Source organism: Amycolatopsis sp. NBC_01480 (assembly GCF_036227205.1).
Taxonomy (GTDB): Bacteria; Actinomycetota; Actinomycetes; order Mycobacteriales; family Pseudonocardiaceae; genus Amycolatopsis.
Map to the genome: position 1 here is coordinate 1869430 of NZ_CP109442.1, position 26122 is coordinate 1895551.

At 67.7% G+C, this 26122-nt stretch carries 29 protein-coding genes; 13 read left to right on the top strand and 16 right to left on the bottom strand.

Annotation, left to right across the window (positions count from 1 at the left end):
* Positions 1–23: 23 nt before the first annotated feature.
* The 3 genes from OG371_RS08670 to OG371_RS08680 all read right to left on the bottom strand — a co-directional run bounded on the left by OG371_RS08670 (position 24) and on the right by OG371_RS08680 (position 1996).
* Positions 24–986: a helix-turn-helix domain-containing protein gene (locus OG371_RS08670; protein ID WP_329067358.1), complete on the bottom strand. Its 963-nt coding sequence runs from the start codon at positions 984–986 to the stop codon at positions 24–26.
* Positions 987–1195: 209 nt separating this feature from the next.
* Positions 1196–1567, bottom strand: coding sequence for a hypothetical protein (locus OG371_RS08675; RefSeq protein ID WP_329067360.1), 372 nt, complete (start codon positions 1565–1567; stop codon positions 1196–1198).
* Positions 1568–1606: 39 nt separating this feature from the next.
* Positions 1607–1996, bottom strand: coding sequence for an Imm1 family immunity protein (locus OG371_RS08680; protein ID WP_329067362.1), 390 nt, complete (start codon positions 1994–1996; stop codon positions 1607–1609).
* Between the two features lie 296 nt (positions 1997–2292).
* On the opposite strand from OG371_RS08680, the gene OG371_RS08685 reads away from it, so the two are divergent.
* From OG371_RS08685 to OG371_RS08715, 7 genes are all read left to right on the top strand, one after another.
* Positions 2293–3789, top strand: coding sequence for a hypothetical protein (locus OG371_RS08685; RefSeq protein ID WP_329067364.1), 1497 nt, complete (start codon positions 2293–2295; stop codon positions 3787–3789).
* Between the two features lie 204 nt (positions 3790–3993).
* Positions 3994–4191, top strand: coding sequence for a helix-turn-helix domain-containing protein (locus OG371_RS08690; RefSeq protein ID WP_329067366.1), 198 nt, complete (start codon positions 3994–3996; stop codon positions 4189–4191).
* Positions 4188–4517 carry a WhiB family transcriptional regulator gene (locus OG371_RS08695; RefSeq protein WP_329067368.1) on the top strand — a complete coding sequence of 110 codons (330 nt, stop codon included), beginning with the start codon at positions 4188–4190 and terminating at the stop codon, positions 4515–4517. The genes OG371_RS08690 and OG371_RS08695 overlap by 4 nt, the downstream gene beginning before the upstream one ends.
* Positions 4514–4861: a hypothetical protein gene (locus tag OG371_RS08700; protein WP_329067370.1), complete on the top strand. Its 348-nt coding sequence runs from the start codon at positions 4514–4516 to the stop codon at positions 4859–4861. The genes OG371_RS08695 and OG371_RS08700 overlap by 4 nt, the downstream gene beginning before the upstream one ends.
* Positions 4858–5727, top strand: a complete 870-nt coding sequence (locus OG371_RS08705; protein WP_329067372.1) for a hypothetical protein — start codon at positions 4858–4860, stop codon at positions 5725–5727. The genes OG371_RS08700 and OG371_RS08705 overlap by 4 nt, the downstream gene beginning before the upstream one ends.
* A 208-nt stretch (positions 5728–5935) precedes the next feature.
* Entirely contained in the window at positions 5936–8137 is a 2202-nt protein-coding gene (locus OG371_RS08710) for a hypothetical protein (protein ID WP_329067374.1), read from the top strand.
* The gene (locus tag OG371_RS08715; RefSeq protein ID WP_329067375.1) at positions 8130–8471 is read left to right on the top strand and encodes a hypothetical protein; all 342 of its coding nucleotides are present in this window, start codon (positions 8130–8132) and stop codon (positions 8469–8471) included. Before OG371_RS08710 ends, OG371_RS08715 begins: the two co-directional genes overlap by 8 nt.
* Positions 8472–8634: 163 nt before the next feature.
* Here OG371_RS08715 and OG371_RS08720 read toward each other — a convergent pair whose 3' ends face one another.
* Both OG371_RS08720 and OG371_RS08725 read right to left on the bottom strand, forming a co-directional pair.
* On the bottom strand, positions 8635–8982 hold the full coding sequence (locus OG371_RS08720) for a hypothetical protein (RefSeq protein WP_329067378.1): 348 nt from the start codon (positions 8980–8982) through the stop codon (positions 8635–8637).
* A 119-nt stretch (positions 8983–9101) separates the two neighbouring features.
* Positions 9102–10631 carry a recombinase family protein gene (locus OG371_RS08725; RefSeq protein WP_329067380.1) on the bottom strand — a complete coding sequence of 510 codons (1530 nt, stop codon included), beginning with the start codon at positions 10629–10631 and terminating at the stop codon, positions 9102–9104.
* A 220-nt stretch (positions 10632–10851) separates the two neighbouring features.
* Here OG371_RS08725 and OG371_RS08730 point away from each other — a divergent pair, with 220 nt between their 5' ends.
* Positions 10852–11961 (top strand): FAD-dependent oxidoreductase, encoded by a 1110-nt coding sequence (locus tag OG371_RS08730; protein ID WP_329067382.1) that lies wholly within the window; start codon positions 10852–10854, stop codon positions 11959–11961.
* A 2-nt stretch (positions 11962–11963) separates the two neighbouring features.
* Here the strand turns inward: OG371_RS08730 and OG371_RS08735 are convergent, their stop codons facing one another.
* Genes OG371_RS08735 through OG371_RS08745 form a run of 3 tightly spaced genes read right to left on the bottom strand, consistent with a single transcriptional unit; the run spans position 11964 to position 13842 of the window.
* On the bottom strand, positions 11964–12170 hold the full coding sequence (locus tag OG371_RS08735) for a hypothetical protein (protein ID WP_329067384.1): 207 nt from the start codon (positions 12168–12170) through the stop codon (positions 11964–11966).
* Positions 12167–12859, bottom strand: a complete 693-nt coding sequence (locus OG371_RS08740; protein WP_329067386.1) for an SDR family NAD(P)-dependent oxidoreductase — start codon at positions 12857–12859, stop codon at positions 12167–12169. Before OG371_RS08740 ends, OG371_RS08735 begins: the two co-directional genes overlap by 4 nt.
* A gap of 2 nt (positions 12860–12861) precedes the next feature.
* On the bottom strand, positions 12862–13842 hold the full coding sequence (locus OG371_RS08745) for an amidohydrolase family protein (protein ID WP_329067389.1): 981 nt from the start codon (positions 13840–13842) through the stop codon (positions 12862–12864).
* Positions 13843–13912: 70 nt separating this feature from the next.
* On the opposite strand from OG371_RS08745, the gene OG371_RS08750 reads away from it, so the two are divergent.
* Positions 13913–14467: a TetR/AcrR family transcriptional regulator gene (locus OG371_RS08750; protein ID WP_329067391.1), complete on the top strand. Its 555-nt coding sequence runs from the start codon at positions 13913–13915 to the stop codon at positions 14465–14467.
* On the opposite strand, the gene OG371_RS08755 is transcribed toward OG371_RS08750, so the two are convergent.
* Positions 14457–15167: an alpha/beta fold hydrolase gene (locus OG371_RS08755; RefSeq protein ID WP_329067392.1), complete on the bottom strand. Its 711-nt coding sequence runs from the start codon at positions 15165–15167 to the stop codon at positions 14457–14459. The genes OG371_RS08750 and OG371_RS08755 overlap by 11 nt on opposite strands.
* Positions 15168–15328: 161 nt before the next feature.
* Here OG371_RS08755 and OG371_RS08760 point away from each other — a divergent pair, with 161 nt between their 5' ends.
* The gene (locus OG371_RS08760; protein ID WP_329067394.1) at positions 15329–15691 is read left to right on the top strand and encodes a winged helix-turn-helix transcriptional regulator; all 363 of its coding nucleotides are present in this window, start codon (positions 15329–15331) and stop codon (positions 15689–15691) included.
* On the opposite strand, the gene OG371_RS08765 is transcribed toward OG371_RS08760, so the two are convergent.
* Positions 15688–16581 (bottom strand): aldo/keto reductase, encoded by an 894-nt coding sequence (locus tag OG371_RS08765; protein WP_329067396.1) that lies wholly within the window; start codon positions 16579–16581, stop codon positions 15688–15690. The genes OG371_RS08760 and OG371_RS08765 overlap by 4 nt on opposite strands.
* Positions 16582–16709: 128 nt before the next feature.
* Between OG371_RS08765 and OG371_RS08770 the strand changes: the two genes are divergently transcribed.
* Positions 16710–17303: a TetR/AcrR family transcriptional regulator gene (locus OG371_RS08770; protein WP_329067398.1), complete on the top strand. Its 594-nt coding sequence runs from the start codon at positions 16710–16712 to the stop codon at positions 17301–17303.
* On the opposite strand, the gene OG371_RS08775 is transcribed toward OG371_RS08770, so the two are convergent.
* Together OG371_RS08775 and OG371_RS08780 are read right to left on the bottom strand one after the other, a co-directional pair.
* Complete coding sequence (locus OG371_RS08775; RefSeq protein ID WP_329067399.1) at positions 17304–18605, bottom strand: MFS transporter; 1302 nt, start codon at positions 18603–18605, stop codon at positions 17304–17306.
* A gap of 27 nt (positions 18606–18632) precedes the next feature.
* Positions 18633–20060 carry a M20 family metallopeptidase gene (locus tag OG371_RS08780; protein ID WP_329067401.1) on the bottom strand — a complete coding sequence of 476 codons (1428 nt, stop codon included), beginning with the start codon at positions 20058–20060 and terminating at the stop codon, positions 18633–18635.
* A 142-nt stretch (positions 20061–20202) separates the two neighbouring features.
* On the opposite strand from OG371_RS08780, the gene OG371_RS08785 reads away from it, so the two are divergent.
* Entirely contained in the window at positions 20203–21114 is a 912-nt protein-coding gene (locus OG371_RS08785) for a LysR family transcriptional regulator (RefSeq protein ID WP_329067403.1), read from the top strand.
* Position 21115: 1 nt separating this feature from the next.
* Here the strand turns inward: OG371_RS08785 and OG371_RS08790 are convergent, their stop codons facing one another.
* Together OG371_RS08790 and OG371_RS08795 are read right to left on the bottom strand one after the other, a co-directional pair.
* Positions 21116–22909: a glycoside hydrolase family 76 protein gene (locus OG371_RS08790; protein WP_329067404.1), complete on the bottom strand. Its 1794-nt coding sequence runs from the start codon at positions 22907–22909 to the stop codon at positions 21116–21118.
* A gap of 116 nt (positions 22910–23025) precedes the next feature.
* Entirely contained in the window at positions 23026–23541 is a 516-nt protein-coding gene (locus OG371_RS08795; RefSeq protein ID WP_329067405.1) for a TetR/AcrR family transcriptional regulator, read from the bottom strand.
* A 195-nt stretch (positions 23542–23736) separates the two neighbouring features.
* On the opposite strand from OG371_RS08795, the gene OG371_RS08800 reads away from it, so the two are divergent.
* Entirely contained in the window at positions 23737–24684 is a 948-nt protein-coding gene (locus OG371_RS08800; RefSeq protein ID WP_329067406.1) for an SDR family oxidoreductase, read from the top strand.
* A gap of 15 nt (positions 24685–24699) precedes the next feature.
* Here the strand turns inward: OG371_RS08800 and OG371_RS08805 are convergent, their stop codons facing one another.
* Entirely contained in the window at positions 24700–25086 is a 387-nt protein-coding gene (locus tag OG371_RS08805) for a hypothetical protein (RefSeq protein WP_329067407.1), read from the bottom strand.
* Positions 25087–25114: 28 nt separating this feature from the next.
* Positions 25115–25984: an SDR family oxidoreductase gene (locus OG371_RS08810; protein WP_329067409.1), complete on the bottom strand. Its 870-nt coding sequence runs from the start codon at positions 25982–25984 to the stop codon at positions 25115–25117.
* Positions 25985–26122: the final 138 nt, after the last annotated feature.

Sequence of the window (26122 nt, forward strand, 5' to 3'; positions counted from 1 at the left end):
TACTTGTCACCTGCGGATCTGGCTTAGGTGCGGCCTGTCGGCCGCGCAGTCGTCTCGACGCGAGCGCGGCCGGCGGTCACCTCCCCAGCCAGGACTGACAGGGGCGTGAGGTCGTCAAGGTCCCGCTGGGACTCGAGCGAACCGGCCAGCCTGCGCACTTCCCGGTTGAGCCAGTCGATCGACTCCCCGCGCGATAGAGCGGTGCGGCGAAGCAAGGGCGTGGCCCTCGTGTAGGAGCCTGCATGCTCGTTGACGAGGAACGCGCCCATGTTGTAATGCGGGCAATACACCACCGGCGGTGAGTCGTCCATCATGAACGTGGCGAACGCCCCGACCAGCACCGCGTTCCGGGGATCGCGGCGACGCAGGACGCGGACACCGATACTGCGGGACATCGTTGCCGTGTCGACGATGAAGCGCAATTGCCGGAGCATGACCTCCTCATCCGCGAGCGGATGGCGAATCGCTTCATCGCCGATAAAGAACTCCGCCGGAACCGGGTCGCCGCCGAACAGGGCACCTCGACGCCGCATCCGAGCCTCCACATGCTCGTCGAGTTTCTCGGAGCTGAACGCCTTGGCATCACAGGTCAGCCGCGCATAGTCGGGAATCTGCAACAGATCCGGGATCACCACAGGCGCCCACACCGTCATCGAGGCAGCGGCGCGTTCATGGGCCACCAGCGCCGCGAAGTGCCCAGGGCTGGACTGCGGCCCCGCCGTGAACCAGTCAGGACCCACGGCCCCGAACGCAAGGGCCAAAATCCACTTCTTCACCTCACCGGTCACCCCCAACGCGCCCAGCACCCCGCCCACATCCTCAACCGCAGGCACCCGCGAACCACTCTCCCAATTCGACACGTGCCCCGGAGCCCGGCCGATCCGCCGCGCCAGCTCCCGCAACCCGAACCGGGCACCCACCCGGGCATCACGCAACGCCGCACCCAGGACCCGGGCTCGCGGGGACAGCATCTCCGTACTCTTCATCGCTGATCGCTTCCCCACTGAGCAGGCAAGCAGCATGATTGCCCCGAAATGGCGCACAGCCCGAACAGCTTATCCATATGTCCGCCGTGGACGGCATCGATTCCCTGTGCTGCGACCTGCTGCCTTTCTTTGGCCGGCTCTGGTCCGGGCGGCTTGAGTCCCATACCTTGATTGTTCCTTAAGCTTCAGTATTCTGGTGGGTTGGATGTTCATTCAAATTTGCTCTTGAGGTGCACGGCGTAAACGTCCGCGTGAGCTGTAAAGCTCAGTCGATCGAGCATCAGGTCTTGCAACAGGGCATTGTGCGACAAGTGGCGGAGGCTGGGAACGACGACGTGATGCGAATCCGTATGAATAAGCTCAACCACGAGTTCTTCAAATGCCTCACGTGAACCGCAGTTGAACTCGGAAAAGAATCGGACGAAATAGAGCCCACGAGCCTTGGCGTATCTAACTACTTGGTTCTCAAGTCGACAAACCTTGCGGTCGGGAACATTGCACGGAACGCGCATGTAGCCGTAGGTGGATCCTATCGCCATCCTCGGGGCGTCGAGGACCGCCGCCAGCCCTGAGTTGCTCATACGTTCTTACCTCGATTTCTATTCCCACGCTGAGAGCTTTTAGTATGCGTCGTAGGGTCGCCACTCGATGCACGTCGGCCGCTGTCGTGTCTCCAGCCATTCAATCAACGCCGCACGCGCATCCAGGATCGGAATGGCGGCTGTGCGCGGGAAGACTGCGCCCGTCGAGCCATTGAAAATCAGATTCACGTCAGGAAGCGGGCGGCGTGAGTTGAACGAGTTAGTGATCGGCATGTCAGGATCGCGGTTGTTCATGTAGTTCAGCGCCGCGAAGCCCGTCGGAGGGGAGACACTGATTCGGAATTGCTGGTCAGGAAAGGGCCCACTTTTGCCGTGGTGGAATTCGACATCGCCGACCATGAGTGTTGTTTCCCAGTCAACGTGGTCGGTCTTCAATATTTCGTCAATAAGCTGAGTCGATTCCTGCATTCCGCTCGTGACGCGGGCTACGCCAGTGCTGAGGGATGCCGTAAGAATCATGGGTCACGTCGCCGTTCAGTGAGGGGCCTTCCAGGCCGGGAGCGCCCCGGCCTTGCGTGTCCAACCGTCACGCCGCGTGGTAACGCGGTCTATATCGCTGTGAGCATGCAGCATGCCCAAGGCGGCATAGCACCAGGTCGGCGCATGATTTCGCCCGCATGCCGTTCACTCACCGGTGCGACACTGTCACCCCTATGTAGGCTGGTCAGAGGAGGTTCAGCACCAGCAGGCGACGGAGAGATCCGATGAGCTCACCCAGCGGTCCGCAGCACCGCGCGGCCGGCACGTCCGGCGACCGTCGCTGCCCGGGATGCGGGACGGCCCTTGCCGCCGACAACACAGCTCGCCTGTGCAGCAAGTGTCACCGGGAGCAGCGTGACCAGTTGCGAACACCTCCGGTCCAGCTACGGAACGAGTTTTTCGAGACGGACGAGTTCCGTGCCGCGTTCGACAGCCAAGACATCGGCAAGGTGTTCAAGGCTTACCGGAATCATCCTCGCCACCTCCAATTGTTCGGCAAGGCACTGAATCAGGAATTGCTGGGCCGGTGGCTCGGGCTCACACAGGCCCAGGTAAGCAAGCTTGAAAACGGTAGCAAGTCGGAACAGAATCTTGACACGCTGCGAAACTACGCAAAGACGCTTTATTTGCCGCGTCACCGGCTGTGGTTTGACTTCCCAGGGCAAACCCGGCTCGCGGTTTCGAGTAATTCAACAAGCGAGAACAACGGTCCCGACACGCAGACAAGCGGCTTGATCACTCCGGAGCAGCGCGATGAACTTCTCATCGTGAATACCGGATTGGACACACTGGAGCTGCTTCGACGCGTCCGAGCATCGGCGATCGATTCGTCAACTATCGACGCACTCAACATCACTGTCGAACAATTATGCTGCGATTACCCGCACGCGGACGCCCGGCAACTGATGGCGAGCGGTAAAGAGTGGCTTGCCAAGATGACCGAGCTACTGGACAACCGCCTAACACTGGCCCAGCACCGTGACGTGCTTACACAAGCGGGAATGTTGGCATTGCTGGTGGGTTGCCTTGAGTACGACGTCGGCGACGCGCGTGCAGCCGAGTCGACTCGGCGCATGGCAATGGAGCTCGGTAAGGAAGCCGACGATCCCGGGATCGTCGGCTGGGCGAACGAAATGCTGGCCTGGTTCCACCTGACGGCAGGGAACTATCGCGCCGTCATTCCGGCTGCCGAATCCGGCACCATCGCCGCACCGTCGCATTCGGTCGCCGTTCAGCTCTACGGCCAGCAAGCGAAGGCTTTCGCGCGCATGGGAATGGTCGAGGAAGTTCACCAGGCGCTCGACAAAGGCAGCGCGCTCCTGGGCCGATTGCCATACCCGGACAGGCCGGACAACCACTTTGTGGTCGACCCGGACAAGTGGGATTTCTACGCGATGGACACGTACCGGATTGTTGGCGAAGACCAGCTCGCGCAACGCAATGCCGAAGAGGTCATGCGGCGAAGCGTCAACTCCGAAGGCGTTCCGGTGGCGCCCATGCGTATCGCCGAAGCTCAGCTCACGCTCGCCGTGATCGCGGCGCGGCGTGGCGCGGTGGACGAGGCCGCAACGCTGGGTATTCAGGCGCTGCAGAACGGCCGTCAGAGCCGCCCGACGCTGCTCATGGTTTCTGCCGAGCTGGAGAACGAGCTGGACACCTACGGCGCTGACGCAGGCGGGGACTTCCGGGAGCTGTTCGGCGACGTGAGGCGCGCCCAGTAGCCCCGTATTCTGCCGGAGAATATCCGGGATCTCAACATTCTTTTCTGGAATATCCTGCACATCAAACCTGCCCTTGACCTGCGTATATGCTGGCCGGGGATATGTTATTCGCGCCTTGACATAGTTGTTTTCTGGTGTTGGTCGCTTACTTGATGGCACGGCCCGCAAAAGCGGGTCGGAGTCTAAGAGAAAGGCCCCAACATTATGAAAAAAACAACGAACTACACCGGTGTTCCGGTGGTGTTGTCGATCCGTCAGGCCGCGTGGACGCTGGGTGTCCCGGAGTCGTGGGTGTGTGCGGCGATCCGGCGCGGCACGCTGCGTGCGACGCGTCGTCGTTCCCGGCTGGTGGTCCCGGCCGCCGAGGTACGGCGCGTGCTCGATAGCGGTGGTGCGCAATGACCGGCTACGAGGAGATGGCTGCTCAGCTTGACCGGTACGCCGCCGTGCCCGGCGACGTGCTGCGCGAGGTGGTGACCGGGGATGGTCTGTGTTTCTGGGCGTTCGACCGCACCGACATGCCCGCACTGTCCGGGCAGGACTCGCCGGACCGGGAGCTGGCAGCCCGGATGTGTGCCGGATGCCCGGTGATCGACCAGTGCCGCGAATGGGAGTTGCGGACGGCAGGGCCGGACACGGTCGGGGTGTGGGACGCGTTGCCGGAGACGGACCGGCGCGCTCTGTATCGGGTGTGGGCACGCCGCCGCGCGGGTGGTGATGTGCGATGACGGTCAACTTCACGCCCACACAGATCCTCGCCGGGATCGGGGTGCTGCTCGTCCTGGTCGCGGTCTGGCGCTACAGCGCGCGCAAGGCGCGCCGGGCCGCCGACGCGGCGCGGGCGAGTTCGCGGGTGGTGTCACTGGCCAGTCGGGTGCTGCTCACCGGTGCCGGGTTCGTGGGCGTTCAGTGGCTCGTGCTCGCCCACGTGCACAACCCGACGCTGGTGCTGGTGGTCCTCGGGGTGCCGGACCTGATCGCGGCGTATGTCCTGACGCGGGCGGTGACGGTCACCTCAATGGACACCACGAGCACCGGTGCGTCGCGTCGTCGGGGTGGTGGTCGCCGATGACCCCAACCACCCAGAAATCAACATCCCCGGCGGTGCCGGGGCGGGCGCGGCGGCTGGCCGAGGACGCCCGTGAAGCGGCTGAGGTCCGGCGCTGGCAGACCCACCCCGACGTGGTGGCGCTGCGCGTGGAGCGCGTCCGGACACAGGTGGACCGGTTGTGCTGGTCGGGGATCGTGCTCGGGCTGGCGTTCACCACGGCGAATGTGCAGTGGTTCGCCGCGTCCGGTTCGGCCGTGGGGTCGTTGCCGTGGCTGACCGCGTGGTTGCTCGATCCGACGGTGTGCCTGGTTCTGCTGGCGATCCTGCGGGCGGAGCAGGTCACCGCGCGGTACCAGGTCCACACCGGGGCGTGGGTGCGGGCGGCGAAGTGGCTGACACTGGCCGCCACGTACGTGATGAACACCTGGTCATCGTGGGTTTCCGGGTCGCCGGCCGGGGTGGTGCTGCATTCGGTGCCGCCGCTGGTCGTGTTCGTCGCCGCTGAGGCCGTGACCGACGTGCGGGACAAGCTCACCGACGCCGTGACCGTCGCGCTCGTGAACGCCACCGGCCACGCCCACGCAGTGGCAGGTCGGGAACCGGCCGCACCGGATCGCGAACCGAACACATCAGCCCCCGAACCGAACATGCCCGGTCGTGAACTGGACGCGCAGGCGGCACCGCCGGACGGGCCACGTCCGGCCCGTGCTGTCCGGCGGAGGTTGTTCGCGGACTACCTCACCGACGCCCGCGCCGCGTGGACGCCCGAGGTTGACCTCACGCCGTTGTGGGTGCGGGAGGTCACCGGGTGTTCCCGGGGTGTGTCCTCCCGGATCGCGGCCACCCTGACGGCTGAGTCCGGTGAGGGGGTGCGGCGCGATGGCTGAGAACACTCCGGAGAAGGAGCATGAGCGCGCCGCGCTGCCCCCGGGCGGTGGCCGGGAGGTCGAGCAGGTCGGCCCGGTCCTTGACGGTGTACTGGTCGACGACACGTTGCCCCAGCCACGTAGGCGGGCGGTGCCGCGCCGGGTGTCGGAGTGGCAACGGGTCGCCGACGCGGCCGGGCGGCTGTGGCGGTCCGGGCCGATGGTTCGCATGCGGTCGCTGGCCGCGTACCGGGTGCGGAAGGCTCCGGCGGATCTGCTGCGGCTGGTGTGGTTCGTGCTACGCGGGAACGGGCGGTGGCTGGTCAAGTTCTGGAGCTGGGCCACCTACGCCGATCTGCGCGCGGACGCCCGCCAGGCGCGACTGGCCGGGGACCGCGACGCGCGCCGTACCGCGCAGGAACTGATCCGCTCCGACGCCACCGCGCGGTGGGCCAAGCTCGGCATCGCGCTCCGCCGGTTGGTGGTCACAGTGCGGGTGGCGGCACCGGTCGCGGCGGTGTTGTGGCTGGTGGATTCGGTGATGACGCGGGGCGACATGTGGACCTGGCTCGCGAACGTCTACACCGGACTCGACACGGCCTGGTCGGTGCTGACCGCGGTGGTGCCGGTGGTCCTGTGTGGACTGCCGGTGGTGTGGGCGGCGGCGGCGGCGTTCGAGGGCCGCGACCGTAGCCCTGGTGCGGGGTGGCTGGTCCAACCCGACCGGGACGATGCCGACTCGTGGATCGACGAACGGATGATCAGCAAGGCGTTGGCGCACTTGGGTATCGCGCCATTGAACCGGTTCTTCAAGGACGGCGGCGAACTCGTCTACACCGTGGCGGCGCGCACGGACGGGGACGGCACCTACGCCCAGATCCGGCTACCGTTGGAAGTCGCCGCCGACAAGGTCGCCGCCCGCCGCTCCCAACTTGCGGCGAACCTCGGACGGGCGTCGCTGGAAACGTGGCCTACCAAGGGAGACGAAGACGGCATCCTCGACCTGTGGATCGCAGACAAGGGCGTCCTGCGGGGCGGTGCCGGCGAATGGCCGCTGGCCGAGGACGGACAGGTGGATCTGTTCGAGGGTGTCCCGTTCGGACTGTCGCAACGCGGCCTGGTCATCAACGCGCCGCTGATCGGGGTCAACTGGCTGATCGGCGGACGCCCGGGGCAAGGCAAATCCAACGCGTTACGGACCCTGCTGCAAGGTGCGGCACTCGATCCGACGGCGGAGTTGTGGGTGTTCGTGATGGGCGAATCCCCCGACTTCGACCCCTTCCAACCCCGCCTGACGCGCTACGGGATGGGGATGGACGACCGGGTGGCCGAAGCCGCCACCCAGGCACTCGCGGATCTGCTGACCGACATGGAGCGGCGCGGCAAGATCCTCGGGGAACAGCCCGGCCGCCCGCCGAAGGTCTCGCGCAAGCTCGCCGACAAACCGGGACTCGGGTTGCATCCGCTGGTGTGCGGGATCGACGAATGCCACGAACTGTTCCAGCACCCCACGTTCGGCAAGAAAGCCGCCGAACTCGCCGTACGACTGATCAAGCGAGGACGCAAGTACGGCATCACCCTGTTGCTGGCCACCCAGTCACCGACGAAGGACAGCATCCCCCGCGAAGTCACCCGCAACATCGGATGCGGGGTCGCGTTCTCCGTGGCCGATCAGGTCGCCAACGACGGGCTACTCGGGTCCGGGAAGTACGCGGCCGGTATCCGCGCGACCGAACTGCGGATGAACACCGACCGGGGAACCTGTGTCGCGGTCGGCATCACCGACGAAACATTCGAACTGGTGCGCACCTTCTACGTCGCGTTCGAGGACGGCATCGACGACGTCACCCCGATCATCATCCGTGCCATGGCGTTGATCCAGGAGGCAGGCCGTCACGTCGAGTCCGGCACACGGCCGCAGATCGAGGCCGCCGCGCCCGTCGTGGTGGCCGATCACCTCGCCGACATCGCCGCTGTGCTGGACGGTGAGGCGCGGGTGCGGACACAAACGGTGATCGCGCGGCTCATCAGCTACAACCCGGCCGAGTACGAGTCCTGGGCATTCGCCGACCTGACAGCAGCGCTGACCCCCTATGGGCAACGCCCCCGCAAGGTGCGCGGACACATGTACGTCCACGCCGCCGACGTGGCCCGCGCACAAGCCCGCCGCGACACCGCCGACGGTCGGCAGAGCGGCGGGGAGGACACGGGGGAGGTACCCGGGACCGGGGGAGTTCTCCCCCCAGCCTCCCCCACCCCGAATCCCCGCGTTGACCACGAGAAACACGGTGAGGGGAGGTGGGGGACCCGCCGCCGGCCAACCCCCGAAACGGGCCGAAATGCGAGTGATTCGCCGGACGCACGCGGGTCCCTCCCTCCCCGCGACGCGAACGACGAGACGGACGGCGAGGACCGGGGGCGCGATGGCTAGCCACCGCGCCGGACGCCCGGCACCCACTACGGCCACGACACGACGACACACCACGCGAGGACGCGATGAACAAGCCCGCACCCACCAGGACAGCACCCACACCACGGCCAGCAGCGAGCCCGCACCGGAGACGAACGAGGCAGTACCGGTCGCGCGGGAGACCTACGCACAGCAACAGGCACGGCTCGACGCCGAAGCGGTCGACCGGTGGGCCGTGATCGTTGTGGACTGGCCACCGATGACAGAGGTGCAGATCCGTGCCCTTGCGGTGATCCTCAACCGCATCGACGCCCGCCAGGCCCAGCAACCGCCGGGCGGCAACAGGAACGGCTGACCGCCCGGATACAGCAACGGTGGCTCACCAACCCCTCAAGGGCTGGTGAGCCACCGTTCGCGTGCTCCGGCCCGCCAATCAGGACCCGGTTAGCCGCGCCGTCGGGCCAGGCTGGCAGGGTTCCACACGGACGTGTTTCGGGTTTGAACGTGCGGACACGGATCTAGCGCATTGATCCAGCCTCCAGCAATGCACGGTTGCGCGCGGCCTCGTCCACGGTGACGTTGAGCGTGACCGGCCACCCCTGGACCTCGCCCACATAGGTGAGGATACCGACCTCGTGCGGCGATTGCGCGGGCTTGAGAACGAGATTCAGCGTCTCCGCCCAGCGGGTCAGACGCGCGGACTTCTGCTCGTTCGGGCAGTCGTGCGGCGGATACCCCTTGATGGTGCGCAGAAAGAACGTCCACCGCAGCGGATGATCACGCAAACCAGGGTCTTTCGCGGACGCGACCTCGTCGGCCCATGCCTGCAGCGCCTCGTCCAGATGTGGGTCAAGAAAGACGCCCATGTGGTTTTCCCTTCTCAGCAGCAATTGACCCCAGCAGTGTGCTACGACCACAGTGGGACACCACCGGGTGACCTGCGAGATGACATGCAGTGACCTCTACCGGCCGTCCGGCCGACTGGCTACCCCTGCACCGCCTGCTCGGCCGCTGGGCGGGACGCCGTGCGGCGGCCCGCGTTGGACTGGCAGGGCTCGACGCGGACACGTTTCGGGTTGAACGTACGGAAGCCGGTCCGGTCCGAGGGGTCGACGTAGAGGGAGTCCCGGCCGAGTGCGTCGGTGAGCATGGCGCGTTGCTCGCCGATGTCGGCGGCGTCCCACTTCTCGGCCGCTTCTTCGCGGCTCATCGCTTCGGTGGGGCCTTCCGGGTTCCCGCCGGTCAACTCCTCCCGCACGGCCTCCAACCGCGCCAGGTCAGCGATCAGCGGCTCATTCGCCCGGTCGAACGCCTTGTCCGACATCTTCCGCGCGCCCCACTTCGCGGCAATCGCCTCCTGCCGCGTCTCACACTCGGCGATCTCCCGATCAACCTCGGCCAGCCGATCGGAGATCCGCGCCCGAGCTGCCTTGATCGCCGCCGCGTGCGTCTTGTCCGACATCCGGGCGAGCACCATCCCCCGGATCTCCCGGTCCACCAACCGCACGTCCGCCGCGACCTTCCCGCACCCACCACGCGCCTTCGTGCACGCATACTGCCGCCGCCGCTCCCCGTCCGGATACTCCCCGACATGCGGACGCCCAGACAGCTTCTTGCCACACCGGGGACACGTCGCGATCCCCGACCCGACATACCGCAGCCCCGGCTGCCGCCCGCGCGTGCGCCCGGCATAGAGCGCACGCAGCCGCTCAAACTCGACCGGGTCCACGATCGGCTCACCCGGCATCGTCCCCACGATCTCGCCCTCGTGCTCGATCAACCCCGCGTTGCGTGGCCGCAACAACAGGTCCCGGACCTTCGTCGGGCTGAACAACCCGCCAGTCACCGTACGCAACCCGGCCGCGTTCCACTCTTCACTCAACTTGACCTGAGACACCCCGGCCAGTACCGCACTGGTCCCGGCGCGCAGCGCGACCCGCTCCCGCTCCACCAACGCCGCCGACACCGGCTCCCGGGTATCGCGGCCGTCCTCGTCCATGGCCTCGTCCTTTGGGACGGTCCGGTCCAATCCGGGGAACCCGAATGTGCGGCCCTGGTTGTGCGGAATGCCTTTGCGGCGCAGGACATCGAACCGGCGTGAGATCCGCTGTGACGCCTCATCGGAGTTGCGCTGGTTGTGCGCGACCTCCTGCCGCAACTGGAACCGGTCGTTGTAGTCCGACAAGTCATACCGGCCATGCGAGGACGCGACCGTGAACGAGTCGTAGCCCTCGATCAGCTTGAACATGTCCTCCAGGTCCGGCGACTGACGCCACCCCCGGTCCGTGTTCCACAACACCACGCCATCACACGCCCGCGCGGCGACCCGCTTCATGATCCGTTCCCACCCCGGACGGTGCACCTTCGGATTCCACGCCGAGAGCTTCGGGTCGGAGATCTCCTCACCCAGCACACCGCCCAACCGCTCGATCACGTCGCGGTTGTCGGCGTGCTGGGTCTCGCACTTCTCCAGCTTCCCCGCCTGATTACGGGACAGCCGAGCGTACGAGTCCAAGATCGGCTGTCGACCGTCCTGACCTGCGCTAACCTGGTGTGAGTGAGCCATACCAACTACGGTAGGTCGTCAAGTGACGGTTCGCTAGAACCGGCATAAACACTCACGAGTCCTTGCGCGCCCGCCGAGCCTCCCGCGATGGTTGCCTCCATCACTAAGTTGACTCGTTGCACTTTTTTACCGAGTCTGCTTTCATGGGGAGCGACAGAGAGGAGCCATCATGAACTCACCACCACCCACCCAAGCCAGGATCACCGTGATCGGCGCCGGCCCCGGCGGGCTGACCTGCGCCCGAATCCTTCAGCAGCACGGCATCGCGGTCACCGTCTACGACCGCGACCCGGGCCCCGAAGCCCGCAACCAGGGCGGCAGCCTCGACCTGCACGCTGACAACGGCCAGATCGCCCTGCGCGAAGCGGGCCTGCTCGACGAATTCTTCAAGCTGGCCCGCCCCGAGGGGCAGGAGATGCGCAAGCTCAGTCTGGACGGCGAAGTCACCTTCCAGCAGCTGCCTGCGGCCGACGACCTGTTCAAACCGGAGATCGACCGCGGCCAGCTGCGCACCCTGCTGCTCGACTCGCTGCAGCCGGGCACCGTGCATTGGGGCCACGGCCTCGAGCGGGTCAGCGGCCCCGACGACGGCCCGCGGCAGCTGCACTTCACCGACGGCACCACCGTCGAGACCGATCTGGTCATCGGCGCGGACGGTGCCTACTCCCGCGTGCGCCCGTCCGTTTCCGACGCCATTCCCGGCTACACCGGGATCAGCTTCGTCGAAGCGTGGTTCTCCGACGTCGAAAACCGGCACCCCGAACTGTCCGAAATGGTCGGTCAGGGCGGCGCCATGGCGGGCGACGGCGAACGCGGGATGTTCGCCCAGCGCAACAGCGGGGACCACATCCGCGTTTACCTGATCCGGCAGACCCCGGCCGACTGGCTCGGCGCGAAGGGCCTGACCGCCGCGGACACCGACGGCGTCCGCGCCCTGCTGCTCGACGAGTACACCGGCTGGTCACCGCGCATGCGCCGGCTGATCACCGACAACGACGGCGCGTACATCGACCGCCCGATCCTCGCCCTCCCGGTGCCGCACACCTGGGACCACAACCCGGCCGTGGCCCTGCTCGGCGACGCCGCCCACCTCATGCCGCCGCTCGGCGTCGGGGTCAACCTCGCCATGCTCGACGCGTCGGAACTCGCGCTGGCCCTGGCGAACGCCGCCACCGTGGACGACGCTGTCCGCGTTTACGAAAAGACCATGCTGCCGCGTTCGATCGAGATCGCCGCCGCTCTCGAAGGCGCCGCCGAAGGCCTGCTCGAAGCCGACTGAGCTCACGCCAGGTGCAGCAGCCGGTCGATCCCGTAGGTGAAACGCGAGTCGAACGAGTCGTACGCGAGCAGTTGCACCCCGACCTTCGCCAGTGCCGGGAAAACGCCGGAATCCAGTGCAAGCCGGACGCCACGGTGTTCAGCGCAGCGTTGATCGACAGGGGCTCGTAACCACGCCGGTCGGTTCTTACCGAGAACCGCCGGCTTCACCAGGCCACGGTCTCCCCGCGGTAGTCGAGGTATTGCAGGCCGGCGCGGCCTTTCTGGGCCTCAACGGTGGTGACGAGGCTGGGAATGCTCTCGCCGATGGTGAGGCGGGCATGGGGACCGCCGAGGTCGGTCCGGACCCAACCGGGTGCCATCAGGAGCAGCGTCCGGGTGTCGTCCCGATGGCGGGCGGCGTAGCTGCGCATCAGCTGGTTGAGGGCAGACTTGCTCGCCCGGTAGATCTCGAAGCCGCCGCGTTCGTTGTTGGCGATGCTGCCCTGGCCCGACGACATGATCGCGAGAGTGCCGTCCGGGCCGACGAGTCCGCCGAGAGTTTCGATGACCCGCATCGGGCTCAGCGCGTTGGTGACCATGAGGCGGGTGAAGTCCTCGGTCGTGACGTCCGCGCTGGTTTCCTCCTGGGGATTGGTGATGCCCGCGTTCACGAAGAGCAAGTCGAACCGGCGGCCCGCGAGCCGGTCGCGCAGCGCCTCGACCTGTTCCGGCACGGTGATGTCCACGTGCTCGATCTCCAGCCGCCCGTCCGCGGTGTCCCGGAGATCGTGCAGCGCGGTGCGCGCGGAACCGCGGACGGTCGCCACGACGTCCGCGCCCCGGTCCAGGTACTCCGCGGCAAGCGCGTGGCCCAGGCCGCGCGAGGCGCCGATGAGGAGGACGGTTTTGTCGCTCACGCTCACTCCTTGATCCCGTACAGCGATTCAGCGTTGGCGCCGGCGATCTTCTGCCGGTCGCCGGCGTCGGGCAGGGTCTCCAGAAAATCGGCGACCTCGGAAGCTTCCATCCGGTGGAACGGATAATCCCCGGACAGCAGAATCCGATCGACGCTCGTGTACTCCAGCGCGTGACGCAGCAGCCGCGGGGTCAGCATGCCGCTCGTCGCGATGTGGATGTTGGTCGCGAAGTAGTCCGCGACGCGCCGTTCGAGGTGGGTCGCGACGTTGGACAGGCTGTCGGCCCGTTCGAGCGCGAACAGCAGCATTTCGCCCCAGTGACCCAGCACGATCTGCAGGTCCGGGTGCCGGTCGAAGGTGCCGCGCACGATCAGCCGAAGCGCGGCGAGCCCGGCCTCGATGTGCCAGCCCCAGCCGAAAGTGGCCAGCGAGAGCTCGAGAATCGGGTCGAACCCGCGGTAGGACGCGTCCCGCACGGCGGCCGGCGGAATCTGCGGGTGGAGGAACACGGGGCGCCCCAGACGGGCGGCGGTCGCGAGCAGGTCGTCGTACGCCGGGTCGTCGAGGGGGCGCTCGCCGCTGCGGCCATAGGACATGATCCCGACGTGGCCGGGCAGGTCGGCGGTACGCAGCAACTCGGCGACCGCCGCGTCCGGGTCGGGCATCGGCAGCGTGGTCATCGCCCGCAGCCGGGACGGATGACGGCGGACGGCCTCGGCCGCCCGGTCGTTCGCGTCACGGCAGAGCGCCACCGCCTCGCCGGCGGGAAGCCCGTGCGCGCCCGGCGGGGCGATCGAGAGGATCTGGACGTCGATGCCCGCCGCGTCCATCGCCTCGATGCGCTGGTCACCGATGTCCAGCAGCCGAGCGGGAATGTCCCCGCGGTCGTTCAGGACCACACTCGGGTCCCCTTCAGGCTGCGCCCGCAGCGCCTGGTCGATTTCCGGCGTGGTCCAGTGCTCTTCGATCGCGACGACTCGCATCAAGCTCCCTTTGGCTCATCTTCTGTTGAGCGAATCTACCGGTTCGCTCAACACCTGTAAAGTCACCCGGGTGAATGAGCCGAAGACGCGCGCGGCCCGGCGGGCCGCCACCGCGCAACGCATTCTCGAGGCGGCACAAGCGGAATTCGGCGAGCACGGCCGCGAGGGGACGACTGTGCGCGCGATCGCGCAACGCGCCCAGGTCGACCCCTCGCTGGTCATTCAGCACTACGGCACGAAAAACGACCTCTTCGCCATCGCCATCCAGCTGCCCGGCGAAAGCACCGACGACAACGTCGCCGACCACCTCGCGGACGTGCTCGACGTCCGCCTGGGCGAGCTGCCACCGGAAACCCGCGCGCTGGCGCGGTCGATGCTCACCACGCCGGAAGCCGCCAAGGCCATGCGGGACTTCCTCAACGAGCGCGTCACCAACCTCGCCCGCGCCAGCAAGCATGCCGACGCCGACCTCGAAGCCGCGCTGACCGTGAGCAGCATCCTCGGCCTCACGATCGCGCGGCACTTCCTCAAGCTCGACGCGCTCGCGGAGATTTCCGAGCAGCAGATCGAAAAAACAGTCCGGCCGTGGCTCACCGCGACCTGGGACCGCGACGCTAAAGCTTGAGCAGCAGCTCGGTCAGCTCGGCCGGCATCGTGACCATGCAGTCGTGGCCGGTCGGCAGCTGCCACACCTGCGACGGGGAGCCGTTGGGCTGGATCGCCGGAATCTCGCGCCGGCTGATGCCCGCCGGTTTCGCGCCGACACACTCGATGTACGTGCGCGAGATCGCGTTCACCGCCGGGTTGTCCAGCCGGACCGGCTGCTGCAGGCAGAGCACCGGCTGGTCCGAGAGCATCTCGCGCAGCCAGGCAATGTCCGCCGGGTCGGTCACCCCGAACAGGCCGAGCGGCGGCGGCTGCTCCGGCAGCGGCGGAATCCGCCAGCTGCCCGCCTGGTCGATCATGGCCTGGGTGACGGGCATGACGTCGATCGCGGTCTCGCCGTCCTTCGGGACCATCGCGTCGAGGTACACCAGCTGCGCGATCCGGTCCGGCACCTGGTTGGCGACGGACGAGATGACCAGCCCCGCGTAGCTGTGGCCGACGAGGATCACGTCGGTCAGGTCCTGTTCTTCGATCAGCGTGACGATGTCGTCGACGTGGGTGTCGAGCCCCACCTCGGGGCTGAGCAGATGCGCCTTGTCGCCGTAGCCGGTCAGCGACGGCGCGAGCACCCGGTGCCCGGCCGACTCCAGCAGCGGCGTGACCCGCTCCCACGCCCGGCCGCTGTGCCAAGCGCCGTGGACCAGCAGAAATGTAGACATGATGGGTTGGATCTTCCTTCTTCGAAGCGCGTGGGCGCACGGAAAAATGGCGGTTCCCATCCGTAACCAGGTACTCTTCAGGAACCACAACCATGGTGACTCCCCGGTACCGCCGGGGGCAATACGGCACATTCGGGTGCCCCGGTTCCTTGGAGGTAACCATGACCACGCCGCCGGACGAGGAGAACCTGACCTGCCGGCCCCGGGTCGTGCTCGGCATCGTCGGGGACCGGTGGTCGCTGCTGGTCGTGCGCAACCTCCGGCTGGGCCCGCGCCGGTTCACCGAGCTGAAGCGCGAAACCACCGGGATCAGCCAGCGGATGCTCACCGTCACCCTGCGCAGCCTGGAGCGCGACGGCATCCTGACCCGGACTGTCCACAATGTAATGCCGCCGCACGTCAGCTACGAGCTCACGCCCATGGGCCGAACCCTGCGCGAAGCCGCCATGCCGCTGCTGGAGTGGAGCACCGCCCACCTGGACCGCATCGACGCCGCCCGCGCCGAATACGACGCCCGCAGCTAGCCGAGCCGGACCTCGCTGGAGCGGGATTCGATGGCGTCGAGGGTCGCGAGAGTGGCGTCGTCAAAGGAAATCCCGGCGACGGCCAGGTTGGCTTCGAGGTGGGCGAGGTCGGCGGTGCCGGGGATGAGCAGCACGTTCGGCGCGTGGTGCAGCAGCCAGGCCAGGCCGACCTGCGACGGCGTGACGCCCATCGACTCGGCCACAGCGTGCACCGCCGGTTCGTCGGCAACCTTGGGCATTCCCGCGAAACCGCCGCCCAGCGGGAAAAACGGCACCCAGGCGACTCCCTCGGAGACGCATAACCGCAGCTGGTCCTCGTCGTCACGGGAGACGACGCTGTAGGCGTTCTGCACGCAGGCGATGCCGGCCGGCAGGGCGCGGCGCAGGCCGTCGGAAGTGACGCAGCTCAGCCCGATCGCGCCGATCTTGCCCTCGTCGCGCAACGCGGTCATCACCTCGAGCTGATCGTCGAGGTCAACCACCTGCTCACCCTCGGGACGCAGGCCAGGGCCGGAATCGAGACGGCGGAGGTTCACCACCGCGAGCCGGTCGACGCCGAGGCTGCGCAGGTTGTCCTCGACGCTGGCCCGCAGCTGCTCGGGCCGCTGCGCGATGCGCAACGGCACCCGCCCGCCCGGGTTCGGGTCGGCCCCGACCTTGGTGACGACCAGCACGTCGTCCTCGGGGCGCAGCACCTCGCGAATCACCTCGTTGGCGAAGCCGAACCCGTAGAACTCCGCGGTATCAACGTGATTCACGCCCAGCTCGAGTGCGCGCCGCAGCAACGCGACAGCCTCTTCACGGCGTTCGGACAGGCGGCCGAGCTGGGCCGCGCCATATCCGAGCCGGGACACAGTACGGCCGGCGAACGAAGCAGTAGTGGTGGTCATGAGCAGCAACGTACAACCACTGACTGACAGATGGCAACTTCTGTCACTCGATACCTGACAACCTGACAGAGTCTGCCATCTGTCAGACTGTCGACGTACGTTCGCTCTCGAGGAGACAAGGAGTCCAGATGCGCCGGGAGCCACTCGATCCGGAGACGATCCTGTCAGCCACCGAGGACGTGCTTCGCCGCCACGGCCCGGAAAAGGCCACGGTGCTCGACGTCGCCCGGGTCCTCGGCGTGAGCCACGGGAGCGTGTACCGGCACTTCCCGTCCAAGGCCGCCCTGCGCGAGGCCGTGATCCAGCGCTGGCTCGACCGGTCGCGAGCGGACTACACCGTGGCGGTCCGGGAGGCCGGCGCAGAACTGCCGCCGCCCGAGCGATTACGCGGGCTGCTCACCACCATCTTCAGCCTGAAATGGGCGAAGGCGCAGGAAGACCCCGAGCTGTTCGAGACTTTCCGGGTGCTGGCGATGGAGCACAGCGCGGTGCCCTCGGCCCACGTCGCCAACCTGCTCGCGCAGATCCGCGCCGTGGTGGCCGACGGCATCAACGGCGGCGACTTCGCCGACGGCGAGCCGGACGTGCTCGCGCGGGCCATTTTTGACGCCACCAGCCGCTTTCACAGCCCGATACACGCCGAGGAGTGGCGCTCCCCCGAGATCAAGGCGGAGTCCGAGGCCGTCATCGCGCTGATCCTCGACGGCCTGAAGACCCGGTAGTCACCGGAGCTTGAGCCGTTTGCCGATCACGATCAGGCTGGCCACGCTGACCGCCGCCGAGAACATCACCCAGAACGCGGGCGATTTCGCGTCACCGGTGGCGCTGACCAGCCAGGCCGAGGCCAGCGGGGTCAGGCCACCGAAGATCGCGACGCCGATGTTGTAGCCCAAGGACATCCCGGTGGCGCGCGTTTCCGTGGGGAACAGGTCGCCCATCAGCGACGCCATCGGTCCGTAGTACGCGGCCTTCAGCACGGACAGGAAACCCACGGCAGCAAGCAGAATGCCCAGCGCCGGGGCGACCACGATCGCCGCGAAGAGCCCGTACACCGTGACCAGCACGCCGATCGCGGCCGGCAGCATGATCGGGACCCGCCCGGCCTTGTCGGAGTAATAGCCGGCAATGGGCGTCACCAGCAGCAGCATCACGCCGCCGATCATGGTCGCCGCGAACCCGGTGGAACCCGGCAGTCCCAGGGTTTTGATCGTGTACGTCGGGATGTAGGTGATGAGGTAGACGATGCAGGTGGACACCGCGAGCGTGCCCATGGTGAGCACCACCCGGGCCTTCTGGGTTTTCCTGATCGTCCGCACCGGCCGGGCGGTCTCGCCGGCCCGCCGCGAGGCGACGAATTCCGGCGATTCCGGGACGTGGCGCCGGATGTAGAGCCCGGCCGGGCCGATCAGCAGGCCGACCAGGAACGGGATGCGGAATCCCCAGGAGTCGAGCTGCTGGTCGGTGAGCGTGCTGGTCAGGACCGTGCCCACGACCGCGGCCAGCAGCGTGGACACCGACTGGGTGGTGAACTGCCAGCTCGCCGCGAACCCGCGCCGGTGCGGCAGGTGCTCGATCATCAACGAGGTGGCGCTGCCGAACTCACCGCCGGCCGCGAACCCTTGCAGCAGCCGGGCGAGCAGGATGCCGAGCGGGGCCAGCACGCCGATCGACGACGCGGGTGGCATCACCACGATCAGCAGCGTGCCCAGGAACATCAGGCCGATCGACAGCGTCAGCGCGGGTTTGCGCCCGGCCCGGTCCGAATACGGCCCGATGACGAGGGCGCCGAGCGGGCGTACCAGAAAAGAGACCGCGAACGTGCCCAAGGTCAGCAGCAGCGAAACTCCTGCGTCGTGAGCCGGAAAGAACACGCGCGCCAGATAAACCGAAAAGAATGCGTAAACGGTGATGTCGTACCATTCGATCGCGTTGCCGACACAGGCCGCGGCGATGATCTTTCCCGGACTGGTCCGGCGGGCTTCGCCAGTGCTGCTCGCCGCGACGACTTGCTGTTCCTCGCTCATGGGTCAAGCCTTTCCGGCAAGTGACGGTCAGGGGTGGCGCGGCGCCCAGACCTCACGGGTTTCGGCGAGATCGCTGTACAGGCCGGCCATGATCTGCAGTCCCTCCCGCGAAATCGAAACCAGGGCGTGTTCGTCCGGCGCGTGCTGGGCGCAGGCGGGATAGGAATGCGGGACCCAGACGGTCGGCAGGCCGAGGGTGTCGGCGAAGACGCTGTTCGGGATCGAGCCGCCGAGATTCGGGAGCAGCGCGGGCTTTTTGCCCAGCGTCCGCTCGATGGACGCCAGCACCAGCCGCACCGCCGGGTGATCGGGATCGAGCCGGGTGGCCGGCATGACGTGCGCCACCTCGACTTCGATGAACGGAAAACCCAGCGCGGCCAGGTGATCCCGGACCTTATCCGCGAAATCGGTGACGTCGGTGCCGACCACGAACCGGATCTGCAGATGGGCGACCGCGGCGGCCGGGATGGCGTTGACCGGCGCGTCGGGATCGCCGGTCCGCATGGCCAGCACTTCGATCGTGTTCCACGCGATCAGCCGCTCGATCGGCGTCAGGCCGGGCTCGCCCCAGCCCTCGTCGATCGCGGGGCTGTCCGGCCCCTGGTCGACGGAAATGTCTTCCAGCGCCGCGCGGACGGCGTCCGGAATCGGGCCGGGCACAAACGCGTCGATCTTGATCCGGCCCGCCCCGTCGACCAGTGAGGAGATCGCCGCGGCCAGCACGGTGCCCGGGTTGCGCAGCACGCCGCCCCAGTTTCCCGAATGGTGCGAGGATTCCCGGAGATCGGCGCGGAGGGTGAAGTTCAGCGTGCCCCGCGAGCCGAGGAAAACCGTCGGGCGCCCGGCGGAGATCCGCGGCCCGTCCGAGCCGAGGAACAGGTCGGCGGACAGGGTTTCCCGGTTGGCCGCGGCGAATTCGAGTAGGCCGGGCGAGCCCGTTTCTTCGCCGCTCTCGAGCAGGAATTTGACGTTGTAACCGAGCCGGCCCCGCGCGGCCAGGGTCTGCTCCAGCGCGGTGATGCAGATGCTGTGCTGCCCCTTGTTGTCCGCCGTGCCCCGGCCGTAGACCTTGTCGCCTTCGATCCGGAGCGACCACGGGTCCAGGCCGGTCCGCCACTGCTCGGGGTGGGCGTGCTGGACGTCGCCGTGCCCGTACAGCAGCACTGTCGGCGAGAGCGGGTCCTCGATCCGGGACGCGATGAGGAACGGGTGCCCGGGTGAAACCGGATTCGCTTCCAGTTTCACCTCGAATCCCATTTTCGTGAGCACCGGGCCGATCTCTTCGGTGAAATAGCGGACGATGTCGCTCGCCCGGTCCGGGTTCTGGCTTTCCGTCGGAATCGCGACACGGCGGGCCAGCGCCTCGAAGTAGGCACCGCTGTCCAGTTGCTCGACGGACTTTGTTACCGCCAGGTTTCGCAGCTCGGCTGGCGTTTCCGGAAGATCACGCGACATCGATTCTCCTTGGTCAGCGAACCGGGCTCTTCCGACGATTCCACGAGCCGCGCGAACCTCACAAGACGGCTCCCGGACTTGGTGCTGCGGATCGCGCGGGCACGGTATTGCCGACCGCGCAATACCGGGGCAGGATGCCGCCATGACCTTCGTCGACCCGGGCTTCGAGTACTTCTTGGCCGCGTACGAACTCGGTTCGATCAACGCCGCGGCCCGGAGTCTTTTCGTGTCGCCGTCGGCCGTGAGCCGCCAGGTCGCCCGACTCGAAAAGGAGGCGGGCGCGACGTTCTTCGAGCGGGCGCACGCCGGGGTGCTGCCCACACCCGCCGGCACCGCGTTCGCCGGTTACGTGCGCCGGGTCCTGCGCGAAACGGCGGCCTGCCTGGACGCGCTCGGCTCGCTGAAGGGCGAGGTCAAGGTGCTTTCGGTGGCGACCACCAGCGGGCTCATCCACCAGCTGGTGCCCACCGTGCTGCGCCGGTTCCGCGCCGAGCACCCGAACGTGAGCTTCCGGATCGAGATGACCGACCCGCGCCACGCGAGCCAGCGCGTCCGGCAGGGCTCGGTGGACGTGGCGGTCACCTTCACCCTGGCCGACGAGCCGGGGGTCGAGGTGAACTTCACCGTGCCGGCCGAAACCCGGGCGGTGATGAGCCCCGGGCACCCACTGGCGGCGCGTTCTTCGGTTTCGATCCGGGAAGTCGCCCGTTATCCGCTCGCCCTGCTGCCGCACGGGAACACCAACCGGATCCTGTTCGAGGCCTTCTGCCAGCGCAATGAAATCCACCTCATGCCCAGCCTCGAATGCGACAGCCCAGCCGGCACCCTCGAATACCTCCAGGACAGCGACACCATCGCGCTGCTCTCGGAAATCGCCGTGCTCAAGGATCTTTCGGCCGGCACAGTCGTCGCCGTCGACCTGGACGAGCCGGACCTGGGCACCCGGTCCCTGCAAGTCCAGACCCGGCAGGACCACGAACTCGACCCGGTCACGCGGGAATTCGTCGGGTTCCTGTCCGGTCAGCTCGCTTCGCTGTCCCCTCAGGCCCGTTGATCTACCCCGCCGCGAGCACGGCCTCGAGACCGGACGCCTGAGTCCGCCAGTCCGTCACGTTCGGTGTGGTCCCGGCCCAGCGCGCGCCGATCCGGTTCAGCGGGTCGCGGTCGCTCGCCCAGAGCGTGTCGGCCTGTTTTTGGACGAAGGCCCGGTACGTGGCCGAGCCCGTCGCGGTGGCCAGGTCGCCGAAGTACCGCATGAAGATGCCCTTGAACTGCTTTTGGTTGTCGTCGCAGGAATTCGTGCCGGTGTCGCAGGACTCGACGAGCACCCCGCCGGAGGTCAGGCCGCTCATCGCCGCGTCGCCCAGTCGCCGGGCCGCGTCCAAATAGGACGTATCACCGGTGGCTCGCCACAGCTCGACCAGGCCGCCGATGCCAAGGCCCTGGTTGTACGTCCACACGGTCTGGCCGTTGTTGGCGCACGAGGCCGTCAGACCGTCGTTCACCAGGCCCGAAGCGTTGATCAGCCCGCTGTTGAGGTACCAGTCCCCCGCGGTTTTCGCCCGCTGTCCCCACACGGTGTCCCCGGCGACGCGCAGGTGCAGTGACGCGGCCAGCCGCAGGTACAGCCCGCTGGAGACGGCGTTCTTGTACGTCCGCTCGCGGTCCCACCACACCCCGCCGCCGCAGGTCCCGGTGTCCCAGAAGCCGTAGACATAGTTCGCGATCGTCGTCGCCTCGGTGAGGTAACGCGCGTCGTGCGTACGGTCGTAGGCGGCGATCCAGGCCAGTCCCCACCACTCGGTGTCGTCGATCGCGCGGCTGATGAAGTGGCCGTCGATCGGGTCGGAACTCCTTGTCCCGGCCGGGAAAGCGACCCGGTTGACGTCGAAGGTGCGGGCCAACTGAGCGTCGTAGCCGCCCGCGTCCGCCATCGCCGTGACCGCGACGGCCGAGTTCCACCAGCTCGACGGCCACCACGCGGTGTACGGCTCGTAGGACCACATCAGCGCGTCCGCCGCGCCGGCCGCACGCGTCGTCGCCGGGCTCGCCCAAGCCGTGCAGCTGCCCTGGTCGTGGGTGGCTTCCCGGCCGCACGCGCGCACGGCTCCCCCATACATCCGGCCGCGTGGGTCCCGCGTGGCGAACGCCGTGGTGTGGGTGCCGGTCGCGCCCGACGCCACGCTGGCACGGCCCAGCGACGAGCCGTCCGGCCAGCTCGCCCCGGCGTCCCAGGACCGGTCGAGCCAGATCTCGTCACCGGCCCCGCCCGCCTCGATCCCGGCCCACGCCATCCCGTTCCCGTCGAAGTGCAGCCGGACGGTGCGGCCGAAGATGGTGGTCGCGCCCACCGGCTGGCTGTCCCCGGAGCCCGGCGCGGTCCCGTCGCAAGCGGTGTCGCAGACGGTCGGGTAGATCCACGCGGTGCAGTCGACGCCCTGCGCGTCGCCACAGGCCCGGAGCAGGCCACGGCGGTGGGTCGCCGGATCGGTCAGGTTGTACATCAGCGTGCGGGTGCCGGTCCACGTGCTCGGCACGGTCGCCTTGCCCAGCAGGCCGTCCCAGGTCGCGCCGCCGTCCCACGACCGGTCGAGCCAGACGGCGTCACCCGCGACGGCGCTGTCGATGCTCGCCCACGCCATCCCATCGGGATCCGAGGCGTGCAGCCGCACGACGCGCCCGTTGATCACCTTGTCGGGCAAGGGAAAGGTCTCGCTCGCGGCCTGCGACGGATCGAGGGTGTCGCAGGACGTGACGCAGACCGCGGCCGCCGCGGCCGCGGGCGCCGCGGCCGCGGGCGCCGGGGTCAGGGAACCGAGGACGAGCAGGAGCACGAGCAATGTCCGCATCGACATCCCTCTCCACGCACCGAAGGTCCGGTCAGGATAGGAAACCCCGGGCCCGCGTTGAAGGAATCCGCCCGGTTCTGGCTCGTTCCGGACAAGGGTTCACGCAGTTGCCGCAGTCAGCTTTCCGCGGAGAGCGTGCGCAGATCTTCGAAAGCCCGCAAGAGGTAGGCGTCCAAGCCCGGCCCGGGGTCGTCGATCCAGGCCTGGGCGGCTTCGTGATAGGTGGCCCAGCCGGTGTGCGCGGCCAGGCTGGCCAGCCGGTCGGAAACCCCGCGCTGCCGTAACGCCTCGGCCAGCGCTTCGGCGAGCGAAGCGGCCTTGGCCAGATTGCGTTCACGCAGCGCCGGCGTCGCGGCGATGATCTCCAAGCGCGGCTCTGAGAACGGCCGGTTTCGCTCGAGGATCTTCCCGGCTTGGCGGAACGCGCGAAGCAGCAGTTCGAACGGCTGCAAGCCTTCGGGCGCTTCGGCCACCGCCTCCGTCATCGTGGTGCGAAGCTCGGCTTCACTGCCGAAGAGGACTTCGCGCTTGTCCGGGAAGTGCCGGAAGAACGTGCGCTCGTTGACTCCGGCCCGGGCGGCGATCTCGGCCGTGGTGGTCTGGTCGAACCCGTTTTCCCGGTACAACTCCATGGCCGCCTCCTGAAGGCGGCGTCGCGCGTCTGCTCCGCTCCGTGGCACGCCCTGACACTACCCGCGCGCACCGGCCGCGGGCACTTCGTAACGCCAGTGACTGGCATCACGTTGTGCCAGTCACTGGCGCTACGCGTAGAGTCAGCGACTGGCGCTATTTAGTGCCAGTCACTGGCGTAACGGAGAGAGTGTTCGATGCACATTTTTGTCACCGGTGGTTCCGGCCAGACCGGTCCCGCCGTCGTCGCCGGGCTCATCGCAGCGGGCCACACCGTCACCGGCCTGGCCCGTTCGGACGCCGCCGCCTCCCGGCTGGAGTCACTCGGCGCCACTCCGCACCGCGGCTCCGTCGAAGACCTCGACAGCCTGCGCAGCGGCGCCGAAGCCGCCGACGGTGTCCTGCACATGGCGTACGGCGGCGATTACGCCGACCCGGAAGCCCTCGTCCGCCGCGACTGCACCGCGATCGAGGCGATCGGGCAGGCCCTCGCGGGGTCCGACCGGCCGTTTGTGGTCACGTCCGGCACGCTGGTGACGAAGACCGGCCGGGTCAGCACCGAACTGGACGCGCCGGACCCCGATTCGGTCGCCGCCTTCCGGATCCGGAGCGAGCAGACCTGTCTGGACCTGGCCGAGCGAGGCGTGCGCGCCGGCGTCGTCCGGCTCGCGCCGACCGTGCACGGCCCCGGCGACTACGGGTTCATCCCGGCCCTCATCGCGGGCGCGCGCCGGGCGGGCGTCTCGGCCTACATCGGCGACGGCGCCAACCGCTGGCCCGCCGTCCACCGCTTCGACGCCGCCGGCCTTTTCCGTCTGACACTGGAGAAAGCCCCCGCCGGGAGCGTGCTGCACGGCGCCGGCGAAGGCGCCGTCACGATCAAGAGCGTTGCCGAGCAGATCGGGCAGGTTCTCGACATCCCCGCCGTCTCCCTCACCCTCGACCAGGCCGCCGAACATCTCGGAAACCCTTTCCTGGCCCGGTTTTTCTCCCTCGACGCGCCCGTCTCCAGCGAGCACACCCAGGCACTGCTGGGCTGGGCGCCGGAGCACGCGACCCTGCTGGAAGACCTCCGGACCGGCGACTACTTCACACCGGAAGCCAGCGCCCGCGCCGAAGCGGTCTGGCTGCGGCCGCACAACTGAGACCGGCGATTTCCCTTAAGCCGTGCGGGTAAACCCACCGAAGTGCTCAGGCAGGATGGTGACCGGGACCCCGGCTCCCGCGGCCTCCTTGAGCATCTCGAGGATGGCCTCGGTGGGCTGCCCGTAGATGCGGATGTCGGTCGTCCCCTCGAGCGTCGCCTGGTACGAGAGGTCGGACTTCTCGGCGAGCACACGCATGTGGTGCTCGAAGGAGTCGGTGTCGGGGTGGATCTGGATGTACTCGACCTCGGTGCCGTCCGCGCTGCGGTACTCGTGGAAGCCGATGGTGCGCGGCTCGTTGTCGTGGATGAACTGCACCCAGCCGGGGACGCGGTTCTTCTCGTCCTCGAGCTTGCCTTCGCGGACCTTGTTGGTGGCGATGAAGATGAACGGGCCGGACATGAGAACTCCTTGCTGCGAATAGTAAAAGTCAGATTTCCCGCTGCAGTGGCTCCGAGCCCGGAGCCGGGACCAGCGCGCTCCACAGCGCACTCGGCCGCCCGACCGCGGCCTCCCGGAACTCCTCCCAATACAACTGCGGGCCGAGGATCCGTTTCGCGGTCGGGATGGCCGCCGAGTCCGGGCCCGAGTAGTAGCGGACACGGGCGCCCTGCGGGTCGAGCACGGCCTGGTAGATCACGTCCGCGGCGACCGTCGGCGAGGACCCGGTCATCGGCGTGACCGAGAAGAACGACTCGATGCCGCCCTGGTAGTCCTCGGCGACGTCGGCGGCCGCGTCGATCTTGGTGAAGATCCGGGTGGCGTGCTGGCCGGGCATGATGGCCCGCACGACCACGCCGAACTCGGCCATCTCCATGCTCAAGCCCTCGCTGAAGGTGGCGACGGCCGCCTTGGAAGCGGCGTAGACCGCGCTGTACGGATACCCCTGCTCGGCCGTCAGCGACGAGATGTTGACGATCACGCCCGACCGCCGGCTGCGGAAGACCGGCAGAAACGCCTTCGTGACCGCGATCAGGCCGAAGACGTTGGTCTGGAACTGCCGGTGCACCTGGGCCATGCTCGTCGATTCCACCGGCCCCATCTGGTAGTGGCCGGCGTTGTTGACCAGCGCGTCCACCTGGCCGAACTGCCGCACCGCCTGCTGGGCGAAATCCGGGATCGCCTGCTCGTCGTCCACGTCGAGCAGCAGGGTCTTCACCTGCGGAAGTCCTTGGTGCACCGCGAGATCCGCGGTTCTGCGCACGGTCGCCACCACGTTCCAGCCCGCCGCGGCGAACTTGTCGACGGTGGCCTTGCCCAGCCCCGTCGCCGTGCCGGTAACCACGATCACCTTGCTCACGGTCGTCCCCTTTCCTCCGATGTACAGGTCCAGTGGACCCTTAAAAACCACGATAGCAGTCCGACGGACACATAATAAGAGTCCGGTGGACAAATACCGTGGATGTGGGCCATCAGACAGCCCAGGAGGGGACGGCCA